Source organism: Stenotrophomonas chelatiphaga (assembly GCF_001431535.1).
Classification (GTDB): Bacteria; Pseudomonadota; Gammaproteobacteria; order Xanthomonadales; family Xanthomonadaceae; genus Stenotrophomonas; species Stenotrophomonas chelatiphaga.
The window spans coordinates 1-24,256 of sequence record NZ_LDJK01000045.1 but is presented as its reverse complement, the minus strand read 5'-3'; the positions used below and the strand labels follow the sequence as shown (position 1 = coordinate 24,256).

21 protein-coding genes and 7 tRNA genes are annotated in these 24,256 nt (G+C 66.5%); 12 read left to right on the top strand and 16 right to left on the bottom strand.

Features of this window, described 5'->3' with window-relative positions; all coding sequences use genetic code 11:
* Positions 1-114 precede the first annotated feature (114 nt).
* From dsbG to ABB28_RS10735, 3 genes are all read right to left on the bottom strand, one after another.
* Entirely contained in the window at positions 115-951 is an 837-nt protein-coding gene (gene dsbG / locus ABB28_RS10745; RefSeq protein WP_057508625.1) for a thiol:disulfide interchange protein DsbG, read from the bottom strand.
* A gap of 29 nt (positions 952-980) precedes the next feature.
* On the bottom strand, positions 981-1,778 hold the full coding sequence (locus ABB28_RS10740) for a redoxin family protein (RefSeq protein ID WP_338063037.1): 798 nt from the start codon (positions 1,776-1,778) through the stop codon (positions 981-983).
* 100 nt (positions 1,779-1,878) lie between these two features.
* A complete protein-coding gene (locus tag ABB28_RS10735) occupies positions 1,879-2,922 on the bottom strand; it encodes a GlxA family transcriptional regulator (RefSeq protein WP_057508623.1) in 1,044 nt (347 codons plus the stop codon).
* 196 nt (positions 2,923-3,118) lie between these two features.
* Between ABB28_RS10735 and ABB28_RS10730 the strand changes: the two genes are divergently transcribed.
* From ABB28_RS10730 to ABB28_RS10680, 11 genes are all read left to right on the top strand, one after another.
* Positions 3,119-3,517, top strand: coding sequence for a MerR family transcriptional regulator (locus tag ABB28_RS10730; protein WP_057508622.1), 399 nt, complete (start codon positions 3,119-3,121; stop codon positions 3,515-3,517).
* A complete protein-coding gene (locus tag ABB28_RS10725) occupies positions 3,514-5,868 on the top strand; it encodes a heavy metal translocating P-type ATPase (RefSeq protein ID WP_057508621.1) in 2,355 nt (784 codons plus the stop codon). Before ABB28_RS10730 ends, ABB28_RS10725 begins: the two co-directional genes overlap by 4 nt.
* 76 nt (positions 5,869-5,944) lie before the next feature.
* Positions 5,945-6,020: transfer RNA gene (locus tag ABB28_RS10720), tRNA-Ala, on the top strand.
* A 52-nt stretch (positions 6,021-6,072) separates the two neighbouring features.
* Positions 6,073-6,148 (top strand) — tRNA-Glu (locus ABB28_RS10715).
* Between the two features lie 182 nt (positions 6,149-6,330).
* Positions 6,331-6,406, top strand: a tRNA-Ala gene (locus tag ABB28_RS10710).
* A gap of 49 nt (positions 6,407-6,455) precedes the next feature.
* A tRNA-Glu gene (locus ABB28_RS10705) sits at positions 6,456-6,531 on the top strand.
* Positions 6,532-6,575: 44 nt separating this feature from the next.
* Positions 6,576-6,651, top strand: a tRNA-Ala gene (locus tag ABB28_RS10700).
* A 49-nt stretch (positions 6,652-6,700) separates the two neighbouring features.
* Positions 6,701-6,776, top strand: a tRNA-Glu gene (locus ABB28_RS10695).
* Between the two features lie 57 nt (positions 6,777-6,833).
* A complete protein-coding gene (locus ABB28_RS10690) occupies positions 6,834-7,781 on the top strand; it encodes an SOS response-associated peptidase family protein (RefSeq protein ID WP_057508620.1) in 948 nt (315 codons plus the stop codon).
* A gap of 46 nt (positions 7,782-7,827) precedes the next feature.
* Positions 7,828-7,913, top strand: a tRNA-Leu gene (locus ABB28_RS10685).
* A gap of 302 nt (positions 7,914-8,215) precedes the next feature.
* The gene (locus ABB28_RS10680) at positions 8,216-8,968 is read left to right on the top strand and encodes an SGNH/GDSL hydrolase family protein (RefSeq protein WP_057508619.1); all 753 of its coding nucleotides are present in this window, start codon (positions 8,216-8,218) and stop codon (positions 8,966-8,968) included.
* Positions 8,969-8,975: 7 nt separating this feature from the next.
* Here the strand turns inward: ABB28_RS10680 and ABB28_RS10675 are convergent, their stop codons facing one another.
* The 13 genes from ABB28_RS10675 to ppsR form a co-directional block, all read right to left on the bottom strand.
* A complete protein-coding gene (locus tag ABB28_RS10675; RefSeq protein WP_152983453.1) occupies positions 8,976-9,815 on the bottom strand; it encodes a hypothetical protein in 840 nt (279 codons plus the stop codon).
* An 80-nt stretch (positions 9,816-9,895) separates the two neighbouring features.
* On the bottom strand, positions 9,896-10,090 hold the full coding sequence (locus ABB28_RS18020; RefSeq protein WP_148049488.1) for a hypothetical protein: 195 nt from the start codon (positions 10,088-10,090) through the stop codon (positions 9,896-9,898).
* A 98-nt stretch (positions 10,091-10,188) separates the two neighbouring features.
* A complete protein-coding gene (locus ABB28_RS10670; RefSeq protein ID WP_057508617.1) occupies positions 10,189-12,363 on the bottom strand; it encodes a PAS domain S-box protein in 2,175 nt (724 codons plus the stop codon).
* A 232-nt stretch (positions 12,364-12,595) separates the two neighbouring features.
* Positions 12,596-14,974 (bottom strand): Tex family protein, encoded by a 2,379-nt coding sequence (locus tag ABB28_RS10665; RefSeq protein WP_057508616.1) that lies wholly within the window; start codon positions 14,972-14,974, stop codon positions 12,596-12,598.
* Between the two features lie 182 nt (positions 14,975-15,156).
* Positions 15,157-15,372, bottom strand: a complete 216-nt coding sequence (locus ABB28_RS10660) for a hypothetical protein (RefSeq protein WP_057508615.1) — start codon at positions 15,370-15,372, stop codon at positions 15,157-15,159.
* A 253-nt stretch (positions 15,373-15,625) separates the two neighbouring features.
* Positions 15,626-16,066: a hypothetical protein gene (locus ABB28_RS10655; protein ID WP_083492000.1), complete on the bottom strand. Its 441-nt coding sequence runs from the start codon at positions 16,064-16,066 to the stop codon at positions 15,626-15,628.
* The gene (locus tag ABB28_RS10650) at positions 16,063-16,269 is read right to left on the bottom strand and encodes a PspC domain-containing protein (protein ID WP_057508613.1); all 207 of its coding nucleotides are present in this window, start codon (positions 16,267-16,269) and stop codon (positions 16,063-16,065) included. Before ABB28_RS10650 ends, ABB28_RS10655 begins: the two co-directional genes overlap by 4 nt.
* 65 nt (positions 16,270-16,334) lie before the next feature.
* Entirely contained in the window at positions 16,335-17,402 is a 1,068-nt protein-coding gene (gene phaC, locus ABB28_RS10645; protein ID WP_057508612.1) for a class III poly(R)-hydroxyalkanoic acid synthase subunit PhaC, read from the bottom strand.
* Positions 17,399-18,478, bottom strand: coding sequence for a class III poly(R)-hydroxyalkanoic acid synthase subunit PhaE (gene phaE / locus ABB28_RS10640; protein ID WP_057508611.1), 1,080 nt, complete (start codon positions 18,476-18,478; stop codon positions 17,399-17,401). The genes phaC and phaE overlap by 4 nt, the downstream gene beginning before the upstream one ends.
* Before the next feature lie 13 nt (positions 18,479-18,491).
* Complete coding sequence (locus ABB28_RS10635; RefSeq protein WP_057508610.1) at positions 18,492-19,106, bottom strand: CDP-alcohol phosphatidyltransferase family protein; 615 nt, start codon at positions 19,104-19,106, stop codon at positions 18,492-18,494.
* Positions 19,107-19,550: 444 nt separating this feature from the next.
* Complete coding sequence (locus ABB28_RS10630) at positions 19,551-20,039, bottom strand: NUDIX hydrolase (RefSeq protein WP_057508609.1); 489 nt, start codon at positions 20,037-20,039, stop codon at positions 19,551-19,553.
* Positions 20,040-20,079: 40 nt separating this feature from the next.
* Entirely contained in the window at positions 20,080-20,592 is a 513-nt protein-coding gene (locus tag ABB28_RS10625; RefSeq protein WP_057508608.1) for a DUF1249 domain-containing protein, read from the bottom strand.
* A gap of 133 nt (positions 20,593-20,725) precedes the next feature.
* The gene (gene ppsR, locus ABB28_RS10620; protein ID WP_057508607.1) at positions 20,726-21,547 is read right to left on the bottom strand and encodes a posphoenolpyruvate synthetase regulatory kinase/phosphorylase PpsR; all 822 of its coding nucleotides are present in this window, start codon (positions 21,545-21,547) and stop codon (positions 20,726-20,728) included.
* Positions 21,548-21,693: 146 nt separating this feature from the next.
* Between ppsR and ppsA the strand changes: the two genes are divergently transcribed.
* Positions 21,694-24,072, top strand: coding sequence for a phosphoenolpyruvate synthase (ppsA, locus tag ABB28_RS10615; RefSeq protein WP_057508606.1), 2,379 nt, complete (start codon positions 21,694-21,696; stop codon positions 24,070-24,072).
* Positions 24,073-24,256: the final 184 nt, after the last annotated feature.

Below are 24,256 nucleotides of genomic sequence, written 5' to 3'. Positions count from 1 at the left end.
AACCCACCCCGCCCCACCATCAAGCAGCCCTGAAGCCGTTGCCGTTGCAGTTGCCCTTGCCCCGGTTCGAAAAAAGCAGGTGCCGGGGCGCAGCCCCGGCAAGCCACCACCCCATCAAAGCGGGCCGAACATCAACTCCAGGTCGTTGCCCTGCGGCATGCCCGAGCGGCGCTGCACGTGCCCGTCGGCATCCTTGAACAGGATCCCCGGCGTGCCCTGGAAGCCCATTTCCACCATCAACGCCTGGTTCGCATCCAGCTTGCGCGACGCATCGGCACTGATCGCCACCGGCTTGATGCCACCACGATCAAAAGCATGCTCGTTCTCCAGCAGCGCAGCGCTCGGATCGGCCGCCGACAGGATCGCCGCCGCCTTGCCCGGACTGTCTTCGCGGATCACGCCCACCATGATGTGGCGCAGCTGCACCTTGCCGGCATCCACCCACGGCCGCGCCGCCTCCCAGAACCTGTGGCAGTACGGGCAGTTGGCATCGCTGAAGGTGTACACCACGCGCGGCGCACCTGCCTTGCCGTCGGCAACCCAGGCGCTGGATTCAAGCTGTGACCAGATCTTCTCGGTCATCGGCCCGGCCACCTTTTCGGTCAGCAGGTCGCGCGCGACGTCATTGCCCTGCGCATCGAACAGGCTTCCCACCACCACATGCTTGCCATCGGGAGTGAGATACGCCGCGGCCGGCTGCTGCCCGCCGACCACGCCGGCAAACCCGCGCAGGCCACCGGGCGCCTCGAATTCCGAAACCACTTCGAAACCGAGTTTCTGCAGGCCCTTGATCGGAGCCGGGACCGCGGATGCGTCACCGCTGGCACCTGCCGCGGGAGGCGTTGGCTGCGCGGCGTTTTTCGGCGTCTGCGCCTCGCCACAGCCGGACAGCGCCAGCAGGATCGGCAACACCAGCGCCGCGGGTGCGACGCGCAGATTCGTGGAAAGCATGACAACTCCTGATTGAATGCTCGCGCAGGCTACCGCAGCCGGCGCAGTTTGTGCTCGAGGCCTGCAGCGGTCAGTTCGCCCAGGTGCAATTCGCGAAGCTGTCCTTCGCGGTCGAAGAACAGCGTACTGGGATACGCCTGCACGCCCATCGCCTGGCCTGTCAGGGCGGGTTCGTCCAGCAGCACGCCCTGCAGACCGGGTGCATGCGCGTGCAGGAATCCCTGCACCGTCGCCACATCCTCGCCCTGGTTCACGAACAGGAAGCGCACCTGCGGGTGCGCCCGCTGCGCCGCCGCCAACACCGGCATTTCGCGGATGCACGGACCGCACCAGCTGGCCCACAGGTTCACCACCACGGGGCGGCCCTGCCCGGCCGCCAGCCCGACCGGCTGGCCCGCCAGGTCCTGCAGTACCAGCTCCGGCAGGCGGACCTGCGCGGCCTGCCAGTGCTGCAGCCCGGCGCTCGCGCCCCACCAGCCACCCGCGGCGAGCAGCGTCGCGGCAAGCACGGCCGGGCGCAGCGGAGGATGCCGGCGCAGCTTCCAGGCGCCCCAGCCCGCGGCAAAGACGAAGAATCCGATGGGATCGAAACCGCCATCACCGATCCGCAGGATCGACCAGGGATCGTCCAGGTACAGCGGCGCGGCGCGCAGCACGAAGACCGCGCGTGCAGCCAGCAGGCCCAGCAGGAACATGTCCACCAGCAAGGCACTGGCAGGCCGCCACGAGATGCCGGGGGGACGTGGCCACAGGCGTGCCACCAGCAGCGCCAGCAGCAGGAATGAAACAGCCAGTGCCACCGGCAGCGGCACTGGTCCCAGGCTCATCATCACAGGTGCGTCATCAACGGGTTCTGCCCTGCACGTTCAACCAGAGCGAGGGTCGTTTACCCTCGCGTCGGCGGCAAGTCACAGGACAGGTGTCCATTCAGGCTGCGTGCCTGTCGATTGGACGGACCGGGCTGCCCATTGGCGACGATCCCGCCTGCGCGGCGCGCTGCTTGCCTGCCACCATGCGCCGGTACGTTGCCGGGGTCATGCCGACGATGCGCAGGAACAGGCGGCGGAATGCGCTCTGGTCCGCATACCCGACGCCCCATGCCACTTCATCGATCGCCCCGCCCAGTTGCAGCAGCAGCTGCGCCTTGGCGATACGCAGCCGCTGGCAGTACTCGATCGGACGCAGCCCGGTGGCCTTCAGGAAGCGACGCTGCAGCGTACGCGGCTCCAGCCCCGAGGCCTGGCAGATCGCGCCCAGCGTGGCACCGCGTGCAGCCGTGGTATGCAGCCAACGCTGCGCCTTGAGCACGTCGCGATCACCATGGGCGAAGTTGGCACTGAAACGCTCCAGGTCCTGCTGGATACCGGCAGGCACGACGATGCCCTGCTGGTGTGCCACCGCGGCCATCACGCCCTGGCCGTGCACCCGGTAAAGCAGCCGCAGGGCGAGGAATCGCCAGGCCTGGGAACCGGTGACGGTCAGCAGGTCACCATCGTCCACCAGCAGCCGCTCACTGGGAACCCAGCTGCCGCCCTGCGACGACAGCCCGGGGAAACGGGTGGCATCCACGCTGGCAACGGTCCGGCCAGCGAGCAGCCCGGCACGTGACAACACGCCGATTCCGTCATTTACCGCCGCCATCAGGCTCCCGCCATCGTAGTGGGCGCTCAACCAATCCAGCAGGACCGATTCATCACGGATCTGCCCGTTCTGGCTGACCTGCCCGGGCAGGGCAATGATCGCAGGCACGGTCGCATCCAGCATCTCCGCGCCGGCCACCCGCTGTGGTCCACCGCCATCGCTGGCCATGATCCAGCGCGACACCAGGATACGTGCTGTATGCCGGCCCTGTTGCTGCGCCAGCCGGTTCCCGACATGCGCCATCTCCGCCAGCATCGATGCAGCCGACGGGTCTGCGCCCGGATATTCCACTACTGCGATTTCAGTCAGCTCGTTCTTGTTTGCGTCCATCAGCTCCTCCTCTTGCCTCCCGCGAACAGAGCCGCCGCCATTGACGGCGAGGCTCTTCGGTGGATGCAGGTTAGGAATCGCGTACAGGCCGAGGCTATGAAGAAAGCTGCAAACTGCGTCAGAAGCCTTGCATTTCAGCGGGTATTGACTCTAGACCTCACTCAAGGGTTGATGATGGTCACATTCGGAGGGCTTTATGAATATTGGTGAACTCGCACGCCTTGCCGGTGTCCCTATCGATACCGTCCGCTATTACGAGCGACAACAGCTGTTACCGACCGCCCGACGATCGGCGGCCGGCTATCGGATATTCGACGATGACGCGGTGCAGCGGCTTCGCTTCATCCGTCGCGCCAAGGCGCTGGGCTTTCGCCTGGAAGAAGTCGGCGACCTGCTGATGCTGTCGGCTGAACGCGGCGGTGACATGGCCAGCGTGCGCCAGACCGCCGCTGCCCGCCTGGCCGACATCGACCTGCGCATGCGCGAACTGGAGCGCATGCGGCATGCACTGGCGCACCTGGTCGACGCCTGTCCCGGACATGGCGCGATGGTCGGCTGTCCGATCATGGCCGCCCTGCAGGAGGACCTGGAATGAGTGCAGGCGCCCCCCGTTCGTGCTGCAGTGGAGCAGCCGCCTCCGCGCCCCTCCCCGCAGCAACCGCGCGCGACCCGGTCTGCGGCATGTCCGTCGACCCGGCCAGCACGCCCCACCACGCGCATCACCACGGGCAGGACTGGTATTTCTGCGCCGCCCGTTGCCGGCAACGTTTCCTGGCTGACCCGCAACGTTTCCTGCAGCCGCAGGCGGCACCGGCAACGGCCGTGGAGGGAGCGCAGTACACCTGCCCGATGGATCCTGAAATCGTGCAGGACGGCCCGGGCACCTGCCCGATCTGCGGCATGGCGCTGGAACCGATGATGCCGACGCTGGATGACGGCGAGAACCCGGAGCTGACCGACTTCCGCCGGCGCTTCTGGTGGTCGCTGCCCCTCAGCCTGGCCACCATGGCGCTGGCGATGCTGGCGATGACCCCGCTGCTGCACGGCCTGGCCCCGGCCCTGCGGGTGGGCATCGAAGCGCTGCTGGCCAGTCCGGTGGTGCTGTGGGCGGGCTGGCCGTTCCTGCAGCGCTGGGCGCAGTCGATCCGCAACCGCAGCCCGAACATGTGGACACTGATCGGTACCGGGGTGATTGCCGCTTACGGCTACAGCCTGGTCGCCACCGTTGCCCCCGGCCTGTTCCCCGCCTCGTTCCACCAACACGGCCAGGTCGGCGTGTATTTCGAAGCGGCGGCGATGATCATTTCGCTCACCCTGCTCGGCCAGTTGATGGAACTGCATGCGCGGGCACGCACCTCGGGCGCGCTCAAGGCACTGCTCGGCCTGGCGCCGAAGACCGCACGGCGCATCGATGCCGACGGCAGTGAACACGACGTCATGCTGCAGCGGATTGCCAGCGGCGACCACCTGCGGGTGCGGCCCGGGGAAAAAGTACCGGTGGACGGGACGGTGCTGGAAGGCAGGTCACACCTGGACGAATCGATGCTGACCGGCGAACCGCTGCCGGTGGCCAAGACGCCCGGCGATGCGGTGATCGGTGCCACGATGAACGGCTCGGGCAGCCTGGTGATCGTGGCAGGGCGCGTGGGCGAAGACGGCGTGCTGGCGCAGATCGTGCAGCTGGTCGCGCAGGCCCAGCGCTCGCGTGCGCCGATGCAGAGAATGGCCGACCGGGCCGCGTACTGGTTCGTGCTGGCGGTGCTCGGCGTCGCCGTGCTGACCCTGCTGGGCTGGGGCCTGTTCGGCCCTGCGCCGTCGTGGACGCATGGCGTACTCAACGCGGTGGCCGTGCTGATCATTGCCTGCCCCTGCGCGCTGGGGCTGGCCACGCCGATGTCGATCATGGTCGCGACCGGACGGGCCGCCCAGCACGGCGTGCTGTTCCGCGATGCGCAGGCCATCGAGACGCTGCGCGGCATCGACACGCTGGTGCTGGACAAGACCGGCACGCTGACCGAAGGCCGGCCGGTGTTCGGGCAGCTGGCTGCCGCTGACGAGTCTCTGGATGCCACGCAGCTGCTGCAGCTGGCCGCCAGTGTCGACCAGGGCAGCGAACACCCGCTGGCGATGGCGATCGTGGCCGAAGCCCGCGCGCGCGGCCTGGCCCTGCTGCCGGTCGAGGATTTCGATTCGATGACCGGACGCGGGGCACGCGGTCGCGTCGGCGAGCGCACCCTCCTGATCGGCAACCGTGCGCTGATGGAAGAGAACAACGTCATGCTGCCTGCCGGAGTGCTGCAGCGCGCCGATGCGCTGCGTGCCGATGGTGCGAGCGTGATCCTGCTGGCACTCGATGGCACGCTTGCGGCGGCGCTGTCGGTGGTCGATCCGATCAAGCCGACCAGCGCCGAGGCCATCCGTGCACTGCGCGCCGATGGCCTTCGCATCGTCATGGCCAGCGGCGACGCGGAACGGACCGCGCGGGCGGTCGCCACGCGGCTCGGCGTGGACGAGGTCCACGCCGACATGCGCCCGGAAGCCAAGTCCACCCTGGTCAGCCGGCTGCAGCAGCAGGGTCGCCGCGTCGCAATGGCCGGCGACGGCATCAACGATGCGCCGGCACTGGCGACCGCCGATATCGGCATCGCCATGGGGCACGGCACCGACGTGGCGATGTCCAGCGCGCAGGTAACGCTGGTCAAGGGTGACCTGCGCGGCATCCTGCGCGCACGCCAGTTGTCGCGTGCCACGGTACGCAACATGAAGCAGAACCTCGGCTTCGCATTCGCTTACAACGGGCTGGGCATTCCGGTCGCTGCCGGGGTGCTGATGCCGTGGGGAATCAGCCTGTCGCCGATGCTCGCGGCGGTGGCGATGAGCCTGAGTTCGGTCTCGGTGATCAGCAATGCACTTCGGCTGCGTTCGCAGCGTCTGCCGGACGTCTGAATCAGCATGCAGAAAACTGCAATAAATGCTTGCCAACCCCAGTACCCATCGCTATGATTTCGCACCTCAGCGACGTGGGGCCATAGCTCAGCTGGGAGAGCGCCTGCATGGCATGCAGGAGGTCAGCGGTTCGATCCCGCTTGGCTCCACCAAACTTTCGGCATTAGGCCGTCGAAAGGTCGCGAATAAATTGATGAGCAATGCGTCCCCATCGTCTAGAGGCCTAGGACATCACCCTTTCACGGTGGCGACCGGGGTTCGAATCCCCGTGGGGACGCCACTCATCTGAACAACCGGGACCCGGACCAAAACCGGGTCTTTTTTGTTCATCGCCTTCGGCCTTCACGGGCGTGGCGCTTGTCGGGTCTTCACTTCGGTGGGTGTATCCTTCAATTGCCGGGAAGCTTCAAAAAAGCTTCCACAAACGTGAATAAGCCGGTATGATAGGCGGCTCGGTTACACGGGGCCATAGCTCAGCTGGGAGAGCGCCTGCATGGCATGCAGGAGGTCAGCGGTTCGATCCCGCTTGGCTCCACCACTTTCGACATTAGGCCGTCGAAGGTTCTACAACTTGAAGTTTTTCGTGCGTCCCCATCGTCTAGAGGCCTAGGACATCACCCTTTCACGGTGGCGACCGGGGTTCGAATCCCCGTGGGGACGCCAGTTTCAAAACGGAAGCCTGACCCATCAGGCAACCGGGTTTCAATGGGGCCATAGCTCAGCTGGGAGAGCGCCTGCATGGCATGCAGGAGGTCAGCGGTTCGATCCCGCTTGGCTCCACCACTCCAGGCATTAGGCCGTCTGGATAGCAGTACAACTCAAGTTTTCGTGCGTCCCCATCGTCTAGAGGCCTAGGACATCACCCTTTCACGGTGGCGACCGGGGTTCGAATCCCCGTGGGGACGCCAATTCTGCAAAAACCCGGCTTCGGCCGGGTTTTTCTTTTCCTGCGTTAAGCTGCCCGCATGTGCTATTCCGCCCAGATCCGCGCCGACTACGCCAAGCTGGTCCGCCATTACGGCGCGACGATGTCGCTGGACGAATTTTCCCGCCTGTACACCTTCGATCCGGCCAAGAAGCGGCCGAAGACCCCGAAGGCGATGGACGATGGATTCCGTGGCGCACGCACCGACGCCGGCCGCGATATCGTGGCGATGATCCAGCAGTGGCATGCGCAGGAACAGCGCGAACTGGAAGGCGAACTGCGTCGCCAGCATGAGCGGCGCGCCGTCGCCCAGGCTGCCGTGGCCAGCAAGCCCACGCAGAAGGCGCGCAATGAGCTGCGCATCGCCGGCAACCGCATCGAACGCGCGCAGTCGCGCCTGGACGACCTGCAGCGCAGCCAGCAGCTGCCGCGCGACAACCGCATCTTCCCCGGCACCTATGCGCCGGTGATCGTGGCGGAACAGGGCCAGCGGGTGATCAAGCCGATGCGCTACCAGTGCCGGCTGCCGGACAAACCCGCGCGCAACGACGTGCTGTATCCGGGCACCTACAACGCGCGCCGCGACAGCCTGGAAGGCTACTGGCGCGGCGCGTTCGGTCATCGCCACGGGGTGGTGGTGGTGCAGTCGTTCTACGAGCACGTTCCGCGCAAGGGCCTGCCGCTGCAGGCCGCCGATGACGAAAGCGACGTGGTGCTGGAGTTCCAGCCGCAGCCACGCCGCGACCTGCTGATCGCCTGCCTGTGGGCCGAATGGGAAGGACCCGAAGGGCGCCTGCTGTCGTTTGCGGCGGTCACCGACGAGCCGCCGCGCGATGTCGCCGCCACCGGCCACGACCGCGGCATCGTGCCGATCCGCGAAGCGAACCTGGATGCGTGGCTGAACCCGGACCCCAACGACCTGGCCGCGCAGTACCGGATCCTCGACGACCGCGAAGACATCCACTACGCGTGGAGCGAAGCAGCCTGAGGCCTACCCGTGGCGCGTGCTTTTGTTTACACTACGCGGCCACGCTGCCGGTGTGGCGGAATGGTATACGCAGCTGACTCAAAATCAGCCGGGGGTGACCCCATGAAGGTTCGAGTCCTTTCACCGGCACCAAGGACGTAGACGCAGCAAGGGTTCCGCAACCCTTTGGCGTAATGAGGACGGGAAGTCCTCAAATCGGCGGGATCAGGTGTACAAATCCCTGATCCGCCCCTCACACGTCACAGCCCACCCGCGCAGGTAGTCCGGTGTCCGAAGCCATCGCGATCAGCCTCTCGCCCAAGTACAGCACGGGCCCGTCGATGTACGGCGGTATCTCGAATCCTTGGGGCAGCTCGGTCATGAGACGACTGTAGCGGTCTCCCTTTGCTGGGGCCATCTCGCCTGCATCCAGTTGCTGGCGCTAGAATCATCTAATGATCTCAACTACTCGAAGCAACGTCACCTCATCGAGAGGCATCGCAATTGCCTTCCTGCTTGCTTTCTCTTCGCAGGCAGCAGCGGCAATCCCGGTTGATGGGAGTACAAGCCAGATTCTAATCGAGGAGTATGGCGATTCTACGACGGTGGGATACACCAAGATGCCCACCGAGACGATAGTCGCCGCTATCAATCAACCAAATACGCTGCAGCAGCTGCTGTCCAACGAGTTTGGCGCAAGAGTGGTAGTAAAGAACGAGGGCGTGGGAGGTATTCAATCCTCTGATGCCCTGGCGGGCACGGATGGTGTGCACCAGTCCTGGGAGACTGTCATGCGCAACTCGACAGCGCAGATCGTCAGCCTGAACTTCGCCCTCAATGATGCATTCTTCTTCAGTCAGCCGGTGGCCGGCAAGCCCTCTGTCTCGCCACAGGGCTATAAAGCAGCGATGGCGGAGCTCATTTCTATTGCGCGCAAATATGGAAAGGAGGTGGTTTTGTATGAGCCCAACCCTTCTTGCCACCCGGCTCGAGAACCGATCCTTGCCTACTACGTCATGCATCTGGACGAGCTGGCAGCGGAGCAGAATGTCCCTCTCGTTTCGCAGTACTGGGAGATAGTTTCTTCTCCAAACTGGCAAAGTCGGCTTTCGGACTGCACCCACCCCCGGCCGGAACTGTACCGGGCGAAAGGCGAAAACGCATACCAGGTAGTTCGGCACCTCGTCAAACGCCTTGTTTCTGAGTAGTCCGCCATCACCGGCCGAGCCTATAGCCCCACACGTCCATGAAGGCGGCGCCGCTGGCATCGGCCTGCCTGTCTGCGAACCGGGCCATGACGCCCGCGCTCGTCGGCCCGGAGGCGAGCAGCGATTCGGCACCCTGCTTGGACCAGCTACCCGTGATCTGCCCTACCGACGGCGCGGTGCCGAGCACTGCGAAATCCTCGATCGCAGTGTCCAGCGCCTGCCGGTTACCATCGCCACCGCGGAACGCGCCACGGACTGCCATTGGCACGCCGGAAGTAAATGCCGAGGGCGCGAGACCGCCAAGGACGCCTGCGGCGATCTGTGCACCGGTGCCGCTGCTGGATTCCCTGGCAGCGCCGGCCGCTGCCAAACCACCGATCGTACTGGCCACCTGCAGTGCGGGCTGCGCACCCAAGAGCTCGGCTGCCCGTGAGCCCAGAGTCGGAATGGTCTGCGGTGCCGGCGCCGCGCGCGCGAGGGTCGGAGCAGCGGCCCGGCCAGCACCCAACAGGCCACCAGCAACCAGCGTCAGGCCGGTGCCGGTCAGCGTTTCGCCGATGTCTCCCAGCACACGGTCGCCTGAGGTCTGTGCCTGCGGCAGGCCCAGTGTGTCGGCCAGGGCGGCGGCCTCGTCGCGGTAGGAGCGGCTTTCGGGCGCGCCGAGCGTGCGTGCGATAGGGTTGATGATCGCCCCGTTGACCGCGTCACCACCCAGGCTGCCGAGGAGACTGCCGGCACCCTGCAGCACCGAGCGGGCGCCGAAGGCCAGATCCCGGCCGAGACCTGGCACCAGCACGAAAAAAAGCCAGGCCACGTGCCTGGCTTTTTCATTGGTAGCGACGGCCACCGCCCGTCATGCCTCGTAGTGACGGCCGCTGGCCGTCATGCCCGGTGGCTGACGACCGTTGGTCGTCACGCTCCCCGTCGTCACGCGCTCCGCCACAACCGCCAGCTCACCCAGCCTCCATGGCCCAGCGTGGCACCCAATAGGGCCACCACCATCCAGCGCAGCACGCTGGCCAGTTCCACCTGCAGCGGCGCACCCTGCACCTGTTCCAGCAGCAGCCAACCCAGCACTGCGGCCACCCACGCTGCTGCCGCCGGCCCATACGCGCGAAGCACGTCCCGATCCCAACCTGCCATGCCATTCCCCGGTGTGTCTGAAGGTGCGGGCAGTGTCCCCTGCCCCGCTCTCACCGGCTGAGACCTTCACCCACCGATCAATCAAATTCCGGCGGGGATTCCAGCCCCAATGGTTCGGACTGCACGTTGTTGCGCCCGGCCGCCTTGGCCCGGTAGCACTGCACATCGGCCGCAGCTACCGCTTCGTCGACACTCATCCCGGTGTTGATCGAGGCGATGCCGATGCTTACCCCGACCTTGATCCGATGCTGCTCCCATGGAATGGAGAGCCCGCCGATGGTGTGCAGCAGCTCACCGGCGATGCGGCGTGCGCGGCGCAGCGAACATCCCGCCAGGATCACCGCGAATTCATCGCCACCGAGCCGCGCCACCACGTCCGAATCGCGCACGCCATGGCGCAGCACGTTGGCCACCGCCCACAGCACGGCATCCCCGGCCAGGTGCCCCCAGGTGTCGTTGACCGGTTTGAACTGGTCCAGGTCGATGAACATCAGCGAGGCAGCCTGCCCGGTGCGGTCCACGTGGGCGATGGCCTGTTGCAGGTGCGCTTCGAAACCGCGCCGGTTGACCAGGTCGGTCAGCGGATCCATCTCGGCCAGCTGCCGCGCCTCGCGTTGCCGCGCGCGCAGCTGGGTCACATCGCGTATCACCCAGACCGCGCCACGCAGCGCGCCGGCGTCGTCGTGCAACCAGGCCTGCGACACATCCACCGGCATGTTCTCGCCCCCCTGCACCAGCAGCAGGTCCGAATGCAGGTCCACCGCGTTGCTGTCCGGGTCCAGCAGCACGGAGAGGTCCAATGGCGAAAGCGGCGCGTATTCGGTGGTCAGCTGCAGCATCTCGCCCACGTGGTGGCCGTGCAGCGGGGCGCCATCCGGGCCACCCAGCGCTCGCACCGCGGCCGCATTGGCATGCTCGATGCGGCCGTCCAGGTCCACGCTCAGCACCAGGTCGGTCACTGCATCCAGGGTGATCCGGCTGCGCTGTTCGGCCTGCAGCACGCGTTGTTCGCTGGCGTGCTGGGCGGTGACATCCTGGATCTGCGATACGAAGTGCAGTGGATCGCCCTGCTCGCTGCGCACCAGCGACACCGACAGCCGCGTCCAGATGACGTTGCCCTCGCGGCCGATGTAGCGCTTTTCCAGGTGATAGTGCGCCCGCTCGCCGCGCAGCAGGCCCTGCACCATGGCCAGGTCGGCATCCAGGTCATCGGGGTGGGTCAGGCGCTGGAAATCGACCTGCAGCAGTTCGTTGCGGGAATAGCCCATGATCCGGCACAGCGCGTCATTGACGTCCAGCCAGCGCCCTTCCAGCGACACCAGCGCCATGCCCAACGCGGCACTGGTGAAGGCGCCGGCGAATTTTTCTTCGGCCAGGCGCGCTTCGGCTCGCGCCTGCAGCACTTCGGTGACGTCCGTGGCCATGCCCACGAAGCCGGTGACCTCGCCCTGGGCATCGGCCAGCGCGCTGATCGACAGCCGCACCTGGCGGTGCTGGCCATCCTTGCGCAGGAACGTCCACTGCCGGGAATAGGTGTGCTCGCGCGCACGCCCGCTGAGCACGCCGAACAGGTCCCTGCCGGCCACCTCGTCGGCGGGCAGGGTCCGCAGGAACGCCTCCACTTCCTGCCCATGGTGGAACAGCACCGGGCTGGCCACGCCCACCACTTCGTCGGCGCGGTAGCCGAGCAGGCGTTCGGCCCCGGAATTGAACAGGGTGATGGTGCCGTGCTCATCGGTGACGATCACCGCTACTTCGTCGGACGAATCGACGATCGACTGCAGCCGCTGCCGCGCACCGGCTACTTCCTGGCGCGCCCGCTGCAGATCGGTCACGTCGGCATGCGCGCCGGCCATCCACACCGGCGCCCCGTGCGCATCCCACTCGCACACCCGCCCACGGTCCTGCACCCACACCCAATGGCCATCGCGGTGGCGCATCCGTACCAGGCACTCGTAGAACGGCGTCTCGCCGGCGAAATGCGCCTGCAGCTGGGCATCCGAACGCTGCAGGTCGTCCGGATGGACCAGGCGTTCGAAGGTGTCCGAGGAAATCGGCTGCAGCTCCTCCAGCGTGTAGCCAACGATCTCGGCCCAGCGCGCGTTGACCTGCATGTGGTGGCTGGTCGGATTCCATTCCCAGGTGCCGGCGGCGCTGCCGTCGATGATCATGCGCAGCCGCCGGACCTGCTCCAGCGCCTGTTCCAGCTGCGCCTGCAGGCCCTTGGCCGGACCGTCGGAGAGACCGTTCATCGGCGCACCGCACGCAGCCGCGCACAGGCCTGTCGCGTGCTCGCGCACGGGGACCTGGTCGATACGCCTGCAGAACTGACCTCCATGGCCCTCCCGGCATCTGGCCCGGGCCTTATCGGCCCCCTCATCGTGCAGTGTGCGCAATCGCGGGGCGCTACGTAAGCCCCCCCGTCACAGAATGCCGAAGCAGCGGCGACCGGTCAGCGCGGACCGGTCGGCCGGGCCGTCGTACTCAGCTGCGCTTGGCCCGGGCGAAGGCGTCAGCGAGCGCATTGTTCGCCGGGGCCGCCGTGCTGCCCGCACGCCCCCCGCCGCCATGGCCGCGCGGCTGGCCGGGACCGCGGCCACCGGCCCCATCGCGGCGCGCTGGATTGCCAGCGTTCGGGCGCTCATCGCGGGCGCCGGGTCGGCTGGTCGACTGACCGGGCGTATCGTCCAGGCGCCGGGTCAGGGCGATGCGCTTGCGCGCCACGTCCACTTCCAGCACCTTCACCTTGACGATGTCGCCGGCCTTGACCACGTCGCGCGGATCCTTGACGAAGGTGTCCGACAACGCCGAGATGTGCACCAGTCCGTCCTGGTGGACGCCGATGTCGACGAACGCGCCAAACGCCGCCACGTTGCTCACCACGCCTTCCAGGATCATCCCTTCGCGCAGGTCCTTGATGTCCTCCACGCCCTCGGCGAAGCGGGCGGCCTTGAACTCCGGACGCGGATCGCGACCGGGCTTTTCCAGCTCTTTCAGGATGTCGCGCACGGTCGGCACGCCGAAGGTTTCGTCGGTGAACTGTTCCGGCTTCAGTCCGCGCAGGAAGCTGCCATCGCCGATCAGCGCCTTGATCGGGCGCGCGGTCGCGGCCACGATGCGTTCCACCACCGGGTAGGCCTCCGGATGCACCGAGGACGCGTCCAGTGGCTGGTCGCCGTCGGCGATGCGCAGGAAGCCGGCGCATTGTTCAAAGGTCTTCTCGCCCAATCGCGGAACCTTCAGCAGGTCCTTGCGGCGCTTGAACGGGCCGTTGTCGTCGCGGTGCCGCACGATGTTCTCGGCGACCGTGGAGGACAACCCGGAAACGCGCGCGAGCAGCGCGGCAGAGGCGGTGTTGACGTGCACGCCGACCGCATTGACGCAGTCTTCCACGCGCGCTTCCAGCGCCCGTGCCAGGCGGTACTGGTCCACGTCGTGCTGGTACTGGCCGACGCCGATCGCCTTCGGCTCGATCTTCACCAGCTCGGCCAGCGGATCCTGCAGGCGGCGCGCGATGGACACCGCGCCACGGATCGACACGTCCAGGTCCGGGAACTCCCTGGCCGCAAATTCCGATGCCGAATACACCGACGCACCGGCCTCGCTGACCACGATCTTCTGCAGCGTGGTGCTGCCGACGGCAGCGATCACCTCACCGGCCAGTTTGTCGGTCTCGCGGCTGGCGGTGCCGTTGCCGATCGCGATCAGCTCCACGTTGTGCTTGATGCACAGCTGCCTGAGCGACTGCAGCGACTGCTCCCACTGCCGGCGCGGCTCGTGCGGGTAGATGGTGTCGGTGGCCACCAGTTTGCCGGTGGCATCCACCACGGCCACCTTGCAGCCGGTGCGGATACCCGGATCCAGCCCGAGCACGGTCTTCGGCCCGGCCGGTGCAGCCAGCAGCAGATCCTTCAGATTGTCACCGAACACGGTGATCGCCTCGGCCTCGGCCTTCTCGCGGGCCTGGTTGAACAGGTCCAGCAGCAGGTGCATGTGCAGCTTGGCGCGCCAGGTCAGGCGGCAGGCATCGAGCAGCCAGCGGTCGGCGGCACGGCCCGCGTCGCGGATCCCGGCCTTGAACGCGACGCGGCCTTCGCCGTACTGGTGGCCGGCCTCGGCATCGGTGCCCGGATCCAGTTCCAGGTGCAGGATCTCCTCGCGGCGCGCGCGGAACAGCGCCAGCAGCCGGTGTGACGGGATCTTCGCCAGGGCCTCGGCGTGCTCGAAATAATCGCGGTACTTGGCGCCCTCGTTTTCCTTGCCTTCGGCCACGCGCGCACGGATCACACCGTTGTCGGACAGCCAGCCGCGCAGCTCGCCGACCAGCGCGGCATCTTCGCCCCAGCGCTCCATCAGGATCGCGCGCGCACCTTCCAGCGCGGCCTTGGCATCGGCCACGCCCTTTGCGGCATCGACGAAGGTCTCGGCGAACACCTTCGGTTCGCGCGTCGGGTCCTCCAGCAGGCCATCGGCGAGCGGCTCCAGGCCGGCCTCGCGGGCGATCTGCGCACGCGTGCGGCGCTTGGTCTTGTACGGCAGGTACAGGTCTTCAAGCCGGCTCTTGGTATCGGCGGCCAGGATGTCGCTGCGCAGTTCGTCGGTCAGCTTGCCCTGCTCGTCGATGCTGGACAGCACGGCAGCGCGACGGTCTTCCAGTTCACGCAGGTAGGTCAGGCGCGATTCGAGGTTGCGCAGCTGGGTGTCGTCCAGCCCACCGGTGACTTCCTTGCGGTAGCGCGCGATGAACGGAACGCTGGCGCCTTCGTCGAGCAATGCGATGGCGGCACGCGCCTGGGCAGCCTGGGCACCGATTTCATCGGCGATGGTCTGGGCGATCTGCTGGGCAAGCTGGGTATCTGACATTGCGTCCGGCCGTGGCCTTGATGCGGAAAGATCCCATTCTGGCCCCGCACGGCTGGCACGGGAAGGCGTTGACAGCGGCGTGCGTGGCGGGGCAGGAATCCGGCCTGCGCCGACATCCTTGCGTGCGGCTGGGATGTCGGCGCGGACACGCCCTCATCGCGTGTCCAGGCCAGCTGCTGCGATCAGCGGTAGTGGCGTGCGGCGTGCTGCATGACGATGTCGTCGCGCAGGCTTTCCAGTGCCATCAACCGGACCTTTCCCACGCCCTGCAGTTCCATGAACCGCTCGGTATAGATCTCCGGCCCCAGCGCGGTTTCGGCGCGGGATTTGCTGAAGCCATAGGGCATCACGCCCTTGTCGCCGTCCTTGCTACCACCGACATATAGAACGATTGCCATGTGATGTGTTCTCCAGGTTACGTACTGCGCTTTGGTGCAGGTGGCCGCTGCAGTACTGCCTTCACGACCGCCTGAGTGCAGCTTAGCGCGTGCAAGCTGACTCAGATGTCACGAAGGGTAATAACGACCGGTTGCACGGAAATGACGGAAGATCCGCGCGAAATCCTTACGCGTTTTTAACGCCCCGGTAACATCTCGATCACATCTGGCGCGGCGCGCCCGCTATCGACGTCATGGCCCCGCGCCACAGCCGTCAGGGCCACCAACCATGGCCGAAGCGCGCATAGTGATCGGCGGCACGTTCGAACGGATTGCGCACGCTCACCCCGCCGCACAGCAGGTAGACCGGCAGGTACAGCGGGCCCAGCACCAGATACTGGTAGACATGCGCGCGCTCATGGTCGTCCAGCCGGATCGTCGGCTCGACCCCATGCCCGGCCCGGTGCGCATAGGTATGGCAGGCGACCTCGAGATCGCTGCCGGTATGCAGGATGACGTTGCCCAGGGTGATCGCCCCGCCCGGTCCCCACGGCCAGTGCTGGAACACCAACGCGCAGTCGCGGCGGCTCCAGCGCGCGCGTGCGCCGGCCAGCAGTCCGACCGCGCCCGCAGCCAGGCCGATCAGCGTATTGGGCGAGGTCCACACCGCGCCCAGCAACTGCAATGGGCGCAGCCAGCGCGGCGCCGGGATCAGTCGGCTTCGTTGGGGATCAGCAGCCACAGGATCAGGTAGACCAGGATGCCGGGGAAGGCGGCCGAAGCGATGGACACCACCACGAACAGGATGCGCAGCAGGGTCGGGCTCCAACCGAAGCGGTGCGCGATGCCGCCGATCACCCCGGCGATCATGCGGTCAGTGAGCGAGCGCGAGAGAGTACGCGGCGTGGTGGCATTCATGGCAGGGGCTCCGATGGTCTGGATACTACCCTAGCGACCTCGCCGTCTACGAGAGGTCAGCGCGATCAGCCGCTGCGCGCCACCAGCCACTCGTGCAGGGTGGCCGGCACCTCACGCTGGGCCCGACCGGACACGTAGATGCCGATATGCCCCCCACGGAAGCTGGATTCGGTGTAATCGGTGCTGCCGATCCGTCCGCGCAGCGCGCGCGATGCATCCGGTGGCACCAGATGGTCCTGCTCGGCGTACAGGTTCAGCACCGGCAACGTCACCTGCGACAGCTGCACCCGCTCATCGCCTATCTGCACGCCCTCACGCATCAACCCGTTGCCCTGGTAGAACTGCTTGATGAACTCGCGGAAGGCCTCGCCGGCGAGGTCGGGCGAATCGAAAATCCACTTCTCCATGCGCAGGAAGTCCTCCAGCGCCGCCTTGTCATCAAGGATGTCGAGCAGGCCCACGTACTTCTGCACATTGAGCCGGAACGGCTTGAGCATCAGGTAACTGCTGTTCATCAGGTCGGCCGGGATGTTGCCCAGCGTGTCCACCAGCAGGTCGACATCCACCTGGCGTGCCCAATGCGACAGCATGTTGTCGGCGGTATGGAAGTCCACCGGCGTGACCATGGTGACCAGGTTGGCCAGCTTGGCCTGGCGCAGCGCGGCATAGCACAGCGCGAACACCCCGCCCTGGCAGATACCGAGCATGTCCACCTTCCCGCCGCTGCGCGCGTGCAGGGCGTCCACCGCGCCGTCGACGTAACGCAGCAGGTAATCTTCAAGGGTGAGGTAGCGCTCGGAGCGGTCCGGGTAGCCCCAGTCCAGCACGTAGACATCGTGCCCCAGTGCCAGCAGCTTCTGCACCAGCGAACGGTCGGCCTGCAGGTCCACCATGTAGGGCCGGTTGACCAGGGCGTAGACGATCAGCAGTGGCCGGGCATGCACCGGCGGCTGGTCGCCCACGAACCGGTACAGCACCACCTTGCCGTCGCTCCAGACCGCTTCGCGCGCGGTCACGCCGTAGTCCACGTCCTCCACCGATGGCAGCAGCTGCAGGCCCTCCATCAGCTTGCGCTGCATGGCCAGGGTTTCCTGCATCAGGTCGTCGGCGTTGAATCCCAGCGGGCCCTTCATGCGCGTGGCTTCCGGACGCGCGGCTTGGCCGGCTTGGCCGCCTTTGTCGCTTTGGCCGGCTTGGCCGTGGGGGGCGCCGCTTTCGGTGCAGCCGCCGCACGCTTGCGCGGCCGCGGCACCACCTTGGCCACCGCCGGTTGCACCGCCTCGGCCCAGTCGTCGGTTGCCGCCGCCGGGGTACGCAGCAGCTGCTCCACGCTGGCCTGCAGGCGACGCAGCTGGCGCTCCAGCTCGGCGATGCGTTTGTGCGCGGCATCCATTTCGGTGCGCGTCGGCAGGCCCACTCGTTCGCTCAGCTGTTCCACTTCATGCTGCACGGCCGAACGCAGGCGCATCTGCGCATTGCCCAACGAGGCGAACACCTGCTGGAACGTCTCGGACAACGCCACCTTCGCATAGGCCTCTTCAGCGACCTCGATCCACAGATCGAACATCGCCCGCGCACTGGTCAGCTGGCTTCCCGGCGACTCGTGCTCGGCCAGCCGCTGTTCGAACAGCGCGAATGCCGCGTCCAGCGCCTGCTGGATCTGCGCCACGTACTCCTTGGAATGGCCCTGGAACGCCTGCTGGGCCTGCAGCAGCTTCTGCCAGCGCGCCTGGTGTTCGCGCGCCGGGCCGAATGCCGGACTCTGCAGCCACGGCGCCAGGCGCTGCTGCCACTGCTCCAGCACGGCCACCACATCGTCCATGCCACCACCGGCGCCGGTACTCCCCTGCGCGCCCTGCAGCATCCAGTGCAGCAGGCCTTCGCCCTTGCCCTGCCCCATCACCGCATCGCGCCAGGCCTGGGCCACATCCGCGCTGCTGGCATCGCGGCCGGCAAACTGCGAGGCCACCTGCTGCATGGTGCCGTACCAGCCGCCGGCCTGTTCGCGGAAACGATGCAGCGCATCGTCCGCCGGCCCCGGCCCGCGCTCGGGCAGCAGCTGCGCCCACCAGTCCAGCACCTGCTTCCACTCACCCGGATCGGTGCCAGCGGCACCGCCCTGGCGCAGCGAATCGCCCCACGCGCCGTAGTACTGGCGCGCAAGGGCCTCGAAATCCATGCCACCGGGCTGGTTGCTCGATCCGCTCATGCCGGTGCCTGCGTCATGGCTTGGGGATGTGCAGGGTCTTGCTGATCATCAGCGACCCGGACAGCGCGAACAGCAGCACCAGCGGGTGCAGCTGCCACGGACCCAGCTGCCACTGGCCCAGCCACAGCGCCTCGCCGATACCGCCGGTCGCCGCGGCAATGGCCAGCACGATCACCAGCAGCAGGCTGCTCGGGATCGGCGTCCCTTCGAAATACGGCACCTTGTCACCGCCATCGGACAGCGCCTCGGCAGTCACGTTGTAGCGCGCCAGGCGGCTGACCCCGCAGCACACGAAGTAGCTCAGCACCAGCCAGTCCCAGCCGCCCTGCATGCCGCAGGCATACGCCAGCGCGGCGGGCGCCACGCCGAAGGAGATCACATCGGACAGCGAGTCCAGCTCGCGGCCGAGGGTGGAACTGGACTTGCGCCAACGCGCGATGCGCCCGTCCAGGGCATCGAAAATGAAAGCCAGCGGGATCAGCGCCATGCCGAACAGCAGGTAGCCCTGCGCCCCGTCCTGCAGGAAGCGCATCGCCGCGAACACCGCGCCGGTGCCGCAGAAGGCGTTGGCCAGGGTGAACCAGTCGGCCAGCTGGAACTCGCGCAGCATCGAGAAGTGTCGTTTCATGAAGGCTCACGGGCAGCAGTGGGCTACAGGGTACGCGAGGGCGCGCGAAGGCAACAGCGGGTGCCACGGCCGACGCATTCACCACGCCGTCACCGATCATCACCTGCGGTGAATTTTTGGCCACCCATCTTGACAGCGTTGCCCGGCGGGGGCGTGCGGGGGTTATCCACAAAGTTGCTCACCAACAATCCACACCCCCTGTGGACAACCTGCGCCACTGATGTGGCGCAGGTTGTCCGCGCATGCCTTGCATCCCCCCGCCTTCGGCGCGCCCCCTTTCAATGGGGCTTTTCCTCTGATAGGCCGCGGCATGGCGGGATTGCAGCGGGGGCCTCGGGATCCGGCGAGTGGCGCAGGTTGTCCGCGCATGCCTTGCGTCCCCCCGCCTTCGGCGCGCGGGGCTCGGTAGCGCCGAGCCCTGCTCGGCGTTGCTGCCTGAGCCCCCTAGATCCGGCTGTAGTTCCAGGACTGCATCCGCCCATCGCGGTACGGCATGACGCCATGGAAGGCGCGCGGATCGGTGTCGAACACCAGCGGCAGGAAATGGCGATCGCCTTCCCACATGGGCAGGGTGTCCAGCTTGTCCACGTCGACCCACTCCAGCGTGCCTTCGTGGTTGCCGCCGTGCGGCGTGCCCTCGTAGGCATCGATCACGAACACGAAACCGAACCAATCCTCGCCGTGCTTGCCGAAGCCCGGCCAGCTGATCGTGCCGCGCAGCTGCATCGACGTGCAGTCGATCCCGGCCTCTTCCTGGATCTCCCGGCGCATGCCGGTGGCGACGTCCTCGTCCGGCTCCACCTTGCCGCCCAGTCCGTTGTACTTGCCCAGGTGATGGTCACCCGGCCGCGTGTTGCGGTGGATCATCAGCACCTGGCGACGGTCAGGCGACAGCACGTAGCCCAGTGTGGCAACGATGGGGGTGTACGGCATGCGGGGGTCCAGCAACGGGTGAGCCGCTGATTATGTCCGATCAGGGCACGACCGACAGGCGCTTTTCAGCGCTTGCAGCCGGTTGCGTGTCGTAGTCCCGGACCAGCGTGGCCACGCCATGGCCGCGTTCGGCCAGGTAATCCAGCCACTTGCCCAGGAAGGTATTCATCCGCATGCGGTGGCTGATCAGCTCGGCCGGCGGCGGGTACATGCCCACCACGTCCTGCCAGCGGCGGCCCACGTAGCAATGCGTGGTTTCAGCCTGGCGGGCGTCGCGGTACAGCCGGATATACGCCGATGGATCCGGCTGCCCGGTGACCGGGTCGCACAGGTCGTAGGTCAGCCGCAGCTCCACCGTGTAGGCGTGGCGGGCGATCACGTCCAGGCGGACATCCAGCCCATCACCGACCGAGGAAACATAGCTGCCGACCTCCAGGTCGCCGGGCGCGAACAGGCGCACCAGGTGCCGGTGGTTCTCTGCGTAAAGGCCCATCAGCCAGCTGAGCCGGCTGAGACGGGGAATGCGTTCGGCGAGGGGACGGGCTTGGGCCATGGCTTGATCCTACACAAAGCCGGCGCGCCGCGGCAGCTTGTGCCGCTGCCATGTTCGGCGCACGATCAGGGTTCACCCGGGACTGATGGCCGCCGACCGGTAGTGACGGCCGCTGGCCGTCACCCCTTCCCGCTCAATACAACTCCCGCCGCAGCCCCAGCGTCGCCAGGACCTTGCTGGAAATCTCCTCGATCGACGTATGCGTGGTGCTCAGCGTCGGCACCCGTTCCAGCTGGAACATGCGCTCGGCGATGGCCACTTCGCGGCGGCAGGTTTCGGCGGCGGCATAGCGCGAATTCGGCCGGCGTTCCTGGCGGATCTGCTGCAGGCGCTCCGGATCGATGGTCAGCCCGAACAGCTTGCGGCGGTAATTGCGCAGGCGCGGCGGCAACTGCTCGGTTTCCAGGTCTTCGTCGGTCAGCGGGTAATTGGCCGCGCTGACCCCGTAATGCAGGGCCAGGTAGATGCAGGTCGGCGTCTTGCCGGCCCGCGAGACGGCCACCAGGATCACGTCGGCGTCGTCGTAATTGACAGCAATTCCGTCATCGTGGCTCAGCGCGAAGTTCATCGCGTTGATCCGGCGGTGGTAGGTTTCGAAGTCCACCATGCCGTGCGCCTGGCCCACCCGCGACAGGCGCGGTGAGGACAGTTCGGTCTCCAGCGTCTCGATGAAAGGGGCGAAAACGTCCAGCATCAGCGCCCCGCTGCTGGCCAGGATCACGCTCAGGCTCTGGTCCACGCAGGAATTCACCACGATCGGCCGGACCTGGTAGCGCTCCCCTGCCGCCTGGATCCGGGCACAGGCCTCGGCGGCTTTTTCGGGGTCGTCGATGAACGACATCCGGTCCGTGATGAAGCTGAATCCGGAGAACTGGGTGAGCAGGCTATGCCCAATGGTTTCAGCGGTGATACCGGTTCCATCGGATACATAGAACACCGGCCGGATGGTCGTCATATGCGCATTTTCCCAGTCCGAAACTTAAAACACCTGCTGTCACAAGCTTGTGCCGACGGCAGTCCGACCGGCATCATAGCGGCTTCTTCCTACGGACGCGGCCATTCCCAGCCCGCCTCGGGCGATGGCCAAACGGAGCATCGCGCTTGAACGAGAATATCCTGTGGTTGCACGAACTGCGCTTGGCCGACCTGGCCCGCGTAGGTGGAAAAAATTCGTCGCTTGGCGAAATGATCGGCAACCTCGCCGGTCTCGGGGTGTCCGTGCCCGGAGGCTATGCCACGACCTCTGAAGCCTTCAAGGACTTCATTGCCCATAACGACCTGTCCAAGCGCATCTTCGACAAACTGGCCACGCTGGATGTCGAAGACGTCGCCGCGCTGACCGTTGCCGGCAAGGAGATCCGCGGCTGGGTCATCGACGCGCCGCTGCAGCCGCAGCTGGACCAGGACATCCGCACGGCCTATGCGCAGCTGAGCGCCGAAAACGGCGGCGGTGACATCGCCGTGGCGGTGCGTTCCTCGGCCACCGCCGAAGACCTCCCCGATGCGTCCTTCGCCGGCCAGCAGGAAACCTTCCTCAACGTGACCGGCGCCGACGATGTCGTGCTCAAGGTCAAGGAAGTGTTCGCCTCGCTGTACAACGATCGCGCCATCGCCTATCGCGTCCACCACGGCTTCAAGCACGAGGACGTGTTCCTGTCCGCCGGCGTGCAGCTGATGGTGCGTTCGGGCGTCGGTTCTTCCGGTGTGCTGTTCACCCTGGACACCGAATCCGGCTTCCGCGACGTGGTCTTCGTGACCTCCTCGTTCGGCCTCGGCGAGATGGTCGTGCAGGGCGCGGTCAACCCGGACGAGTTCTACGTCTACAAGCCCACCTTGAATGCCGGCAAGCCGGCGATCCTGCGCCGTTCGCTGGGCAGCAAGGCCATTCGCATGGTGTATTCGGATGTGCCCGGCGAGCGCGTGCGCATCGAAGACACGCCGGGCGACCTGCGCAGCACCTTCTCGATCAGCGATGAAGACGTGCAGGAACTGTCCAAGCAGGCGCTGGTCATCGAAAAGCACTACGGCCGCCCGATGGATATCGAGTGGGCCAAGGACGGCGTCAGCGGCAAGCTGTTCATCGTGCAGGCCCGCCCGGAAACGGTGAAATCGCGCAGCCACGCCACCCAGATCGAGCGCTTCGCGCTGAGCCAGAAGGACGGCAAGGTACTGGCCGAAGGCCGCGCCGTGGGTGCGAAGATCGGCGCCGGTACCGCCCGCGTGGTCAAGACGCTGGACGACATGGCCCGCGTGCAGCCCGGCGACGTGCTGATCGCCGACATGACCGACCCCGATTGGGAGCCGGTGATGAAGCGTGCCTCGGCCATCGTCACCAACCGCGGTGGCCGCACCTGCCACGCCGCGATCATCGCGCGCGAGCTGGGCGTGCCGGCCGTGGTCGGCTCGGGCAACGCTACCCAGCTGATCAAGGACGGCCAGCAGGTCACCGTCAGCTGCGCCGAAGGTGACACCGGCTTCATCTACGAAGGCATCCTCGACTTCGAACGCACCACCACCGATCTCGGCAACATGCCGCCGGCGCCGCTGAAGATCATGATGAACGTGGCCAACCCGGAACGTGCCTTCGACTTCGGCCAGCTGCCGAACGCCGGCATCGGCCTGGCGCGCCTGGAAATGATCATCGCCAGCCACATCGGCATCCACCCGAATGCGCTGCTGGAATATGACCGCCAGGACGCGGCGACCAGGAAGAAGATCGACGAGAAGATCGCCGGCTACAAGGATCCGGTGAGCTTCTACGTGGATCGCCTGGCCGAAGGCATCGCCACGCTGACCGCGTCGGTGGCCCCGAACCCGGTGATCGTGCGCCTGTCGGACTTCAAGTCCAACGAGTACGCCAACCTGATCGGCGGCACCAACTACGAGCCGCACGAAGAAAACCCGATGATCGGCTTCCGCGGCGCCAGCCGTTATGTCGACCCGAGTTTCTCCGCTGCCTTCGCGCTGGAATGCAAGGCCGTGCTGCGCGTGCGCAACGAGATGGGCCTGGACAACCTGTGGGTCATGATTCCGTTCGTCCGCACGCTGGAAGAAGGCCGCAAGGTCGTCGAGGTGCTGGAACAGAATGGCCTGAAGCAGGGCGAGAACGGCCTGAAGATCATCATGATGTGCGAGGTGCCGTCCAACGCACTGCTCGCCGATGAGTTCCTTGATATCTTCGATGGCTTCTCGATCGGCTCCAACGACCTGACCCAGCTGACCCTGGGCCTGGATCGCGATTCGTCGATCGTCGCGCACCTGTTCGACGAGCGGAACCCGGCGGTGAAGAAGCTGCTGTCGATGGCGATCAAGGCTGCACGCGCCAAGGGCAAGTATGTCGGCATCTGCGGGCAGGGTCCGTCGGACCACCCGGACCTGGCCGAGTGGCTGATGCAGGAAGGCATCGAATCGGTATCGCTCAACCCCGATACCGTGGTCGACACCTGGCTGCGCCTGGCGAAGTTGAAGCAGGCCGGCTGACGGTAGTGACGGCCGCTGGCCGTCACCCCCAGGCTGGTAGGTGACGACCGTTGGTCGTCACGCCCAGGTTGGTAGGTGACGACCGTTGGTCGTCACGCTGTTCCCTCGCCGCTGCGCTCGCCGAGCACGGCTCGGCGCTACCAGCAAGCCTGGCGACCGTAGTGACGACCGTTGGCCGTCACGC

Excerpts from the sequence above, each read along its gene's own strand:
- ABB28_RS10730 (WP_057508622.1), top strand. The coding sequence starts at position 3,119 with ATGAATATTGGTGAACTCGCACGCCTTGCCGGTGTCCCTATCGATACC.
- ABB28_RS10660 (WP_057508615.1), bottom strand. The coding sequence starts at position 15,372 with ATGGCAATCGTTCTATATGTCGGTGGTAGCAAGGACGGCGACAAGGGC.
- ABB28_RS10690 (WP_057508620.1), top strand. The coding sequence starts at position 6,834 with ATGTGCTATTCCGCCCAGATCCGCGCCGACTACGCCAAGCTGGTCCGC.
- ABB28_RS10740 (WP_338063037.1), bottom strand. The coding sequence starts at position 1,778 with ATGAGCCTGGGACCAGTGCCGCTGCCGGTGGCACTGGCTGTTTCATTC.
- ABB28_RS10670 (WP_057508617.1), bottom strand. The coding sequence starts at position 12,363 with ATGAACGGTCTCTCCGACGGTCCGGCCAAGGGCCTGCAGGCGCAGCTG.
- ABB28_RS10665 (WP_057508616.1), bottom strand. The coding sequence starts at position 14,974 with ATGTCAGATACCCAGCTTGCCCAGCAGATCGCCCAGACCATCGCCGAT.
- phaE (WP_057508611.1), bottom strand. The coding sequence starts at position 18,478 with ATGAGCGGATCGAGCAACCAGCCCGGTGGCATGGATTTCGAGGCCCTT.
- dsbG (WP_057508625.1), bottom strand. The coding sequence starts at position 951 with ATGCTTTCCACGAATCTGCGCGTCGCACCCGCGGCGCTGGTGTTGCCG.
- ABB28_RS10625 (WP_057508608.1), bottom strand. The coding sequence starts at position 20,592 with ATGGCCCAAGCCCGTCCCCTCGCCGAACGCATTCCCCGTCTCAGCCGG.
- ABB28_RS10650 (WP_057508613.1), bottom strand. The coding sequence starts at position 16,269 with ATGAATGCCACCACGCCGCGTACTCTCTCGCGCTCGCTCACTGACCGC.
- ABB28_RS10635 (WP_057508610.1), bottom strand. The coding sequence starts at position 19,106 with ATGAAACGACACTTCTCGATGCTGCGCGAGTTCCAGCTGGCCGACTGG.
- ABB28_RS10725 (WP_057508621.1), top strand. The coding sequence starts at position 3,514 with ATGAGTGCAGGCGCCCCCCGTTCGTGCTGCAGTGGAGCAGCCGCCTCC.
- ABB28_RS10735 (WP_057508623.1), bottom strand. The coding sequence starts at position 2,922 with ATGGACGCAAACAAGAACGAGCTGACTGAAATCGCAGTAGTGGAATAT.
- ABB28_RS10630 (WP_057508609.1), bottom strand. The coding sequence starts at position 20,039 with ATGCCGTACACCCCCATCGTTGCCACACTGGGCTACGTGCTGTCGCCT.
- ppsR (WP_057508607.1), bottom strand. The coding sequence starts at position 21,547 with ATGACGACCATCCGGCCGGTGTTCTATGTATCCGATGGAACCGGTATC.
- ABB28_RS10680 (WP_057508619.1), top strand. The coding sequence starts at position 8,216 with ATGATCTCAACTACTCGAAGCAACGTCACCTCATCGAGAGGCATCGCA.
- phaC (WP_057508612.1), bottom strand. The coding sequence starts at position 17,402 with ATGAAGGGCCCGCTGGGATTCAACGCCGACGACCTGATGCAGGAAACC.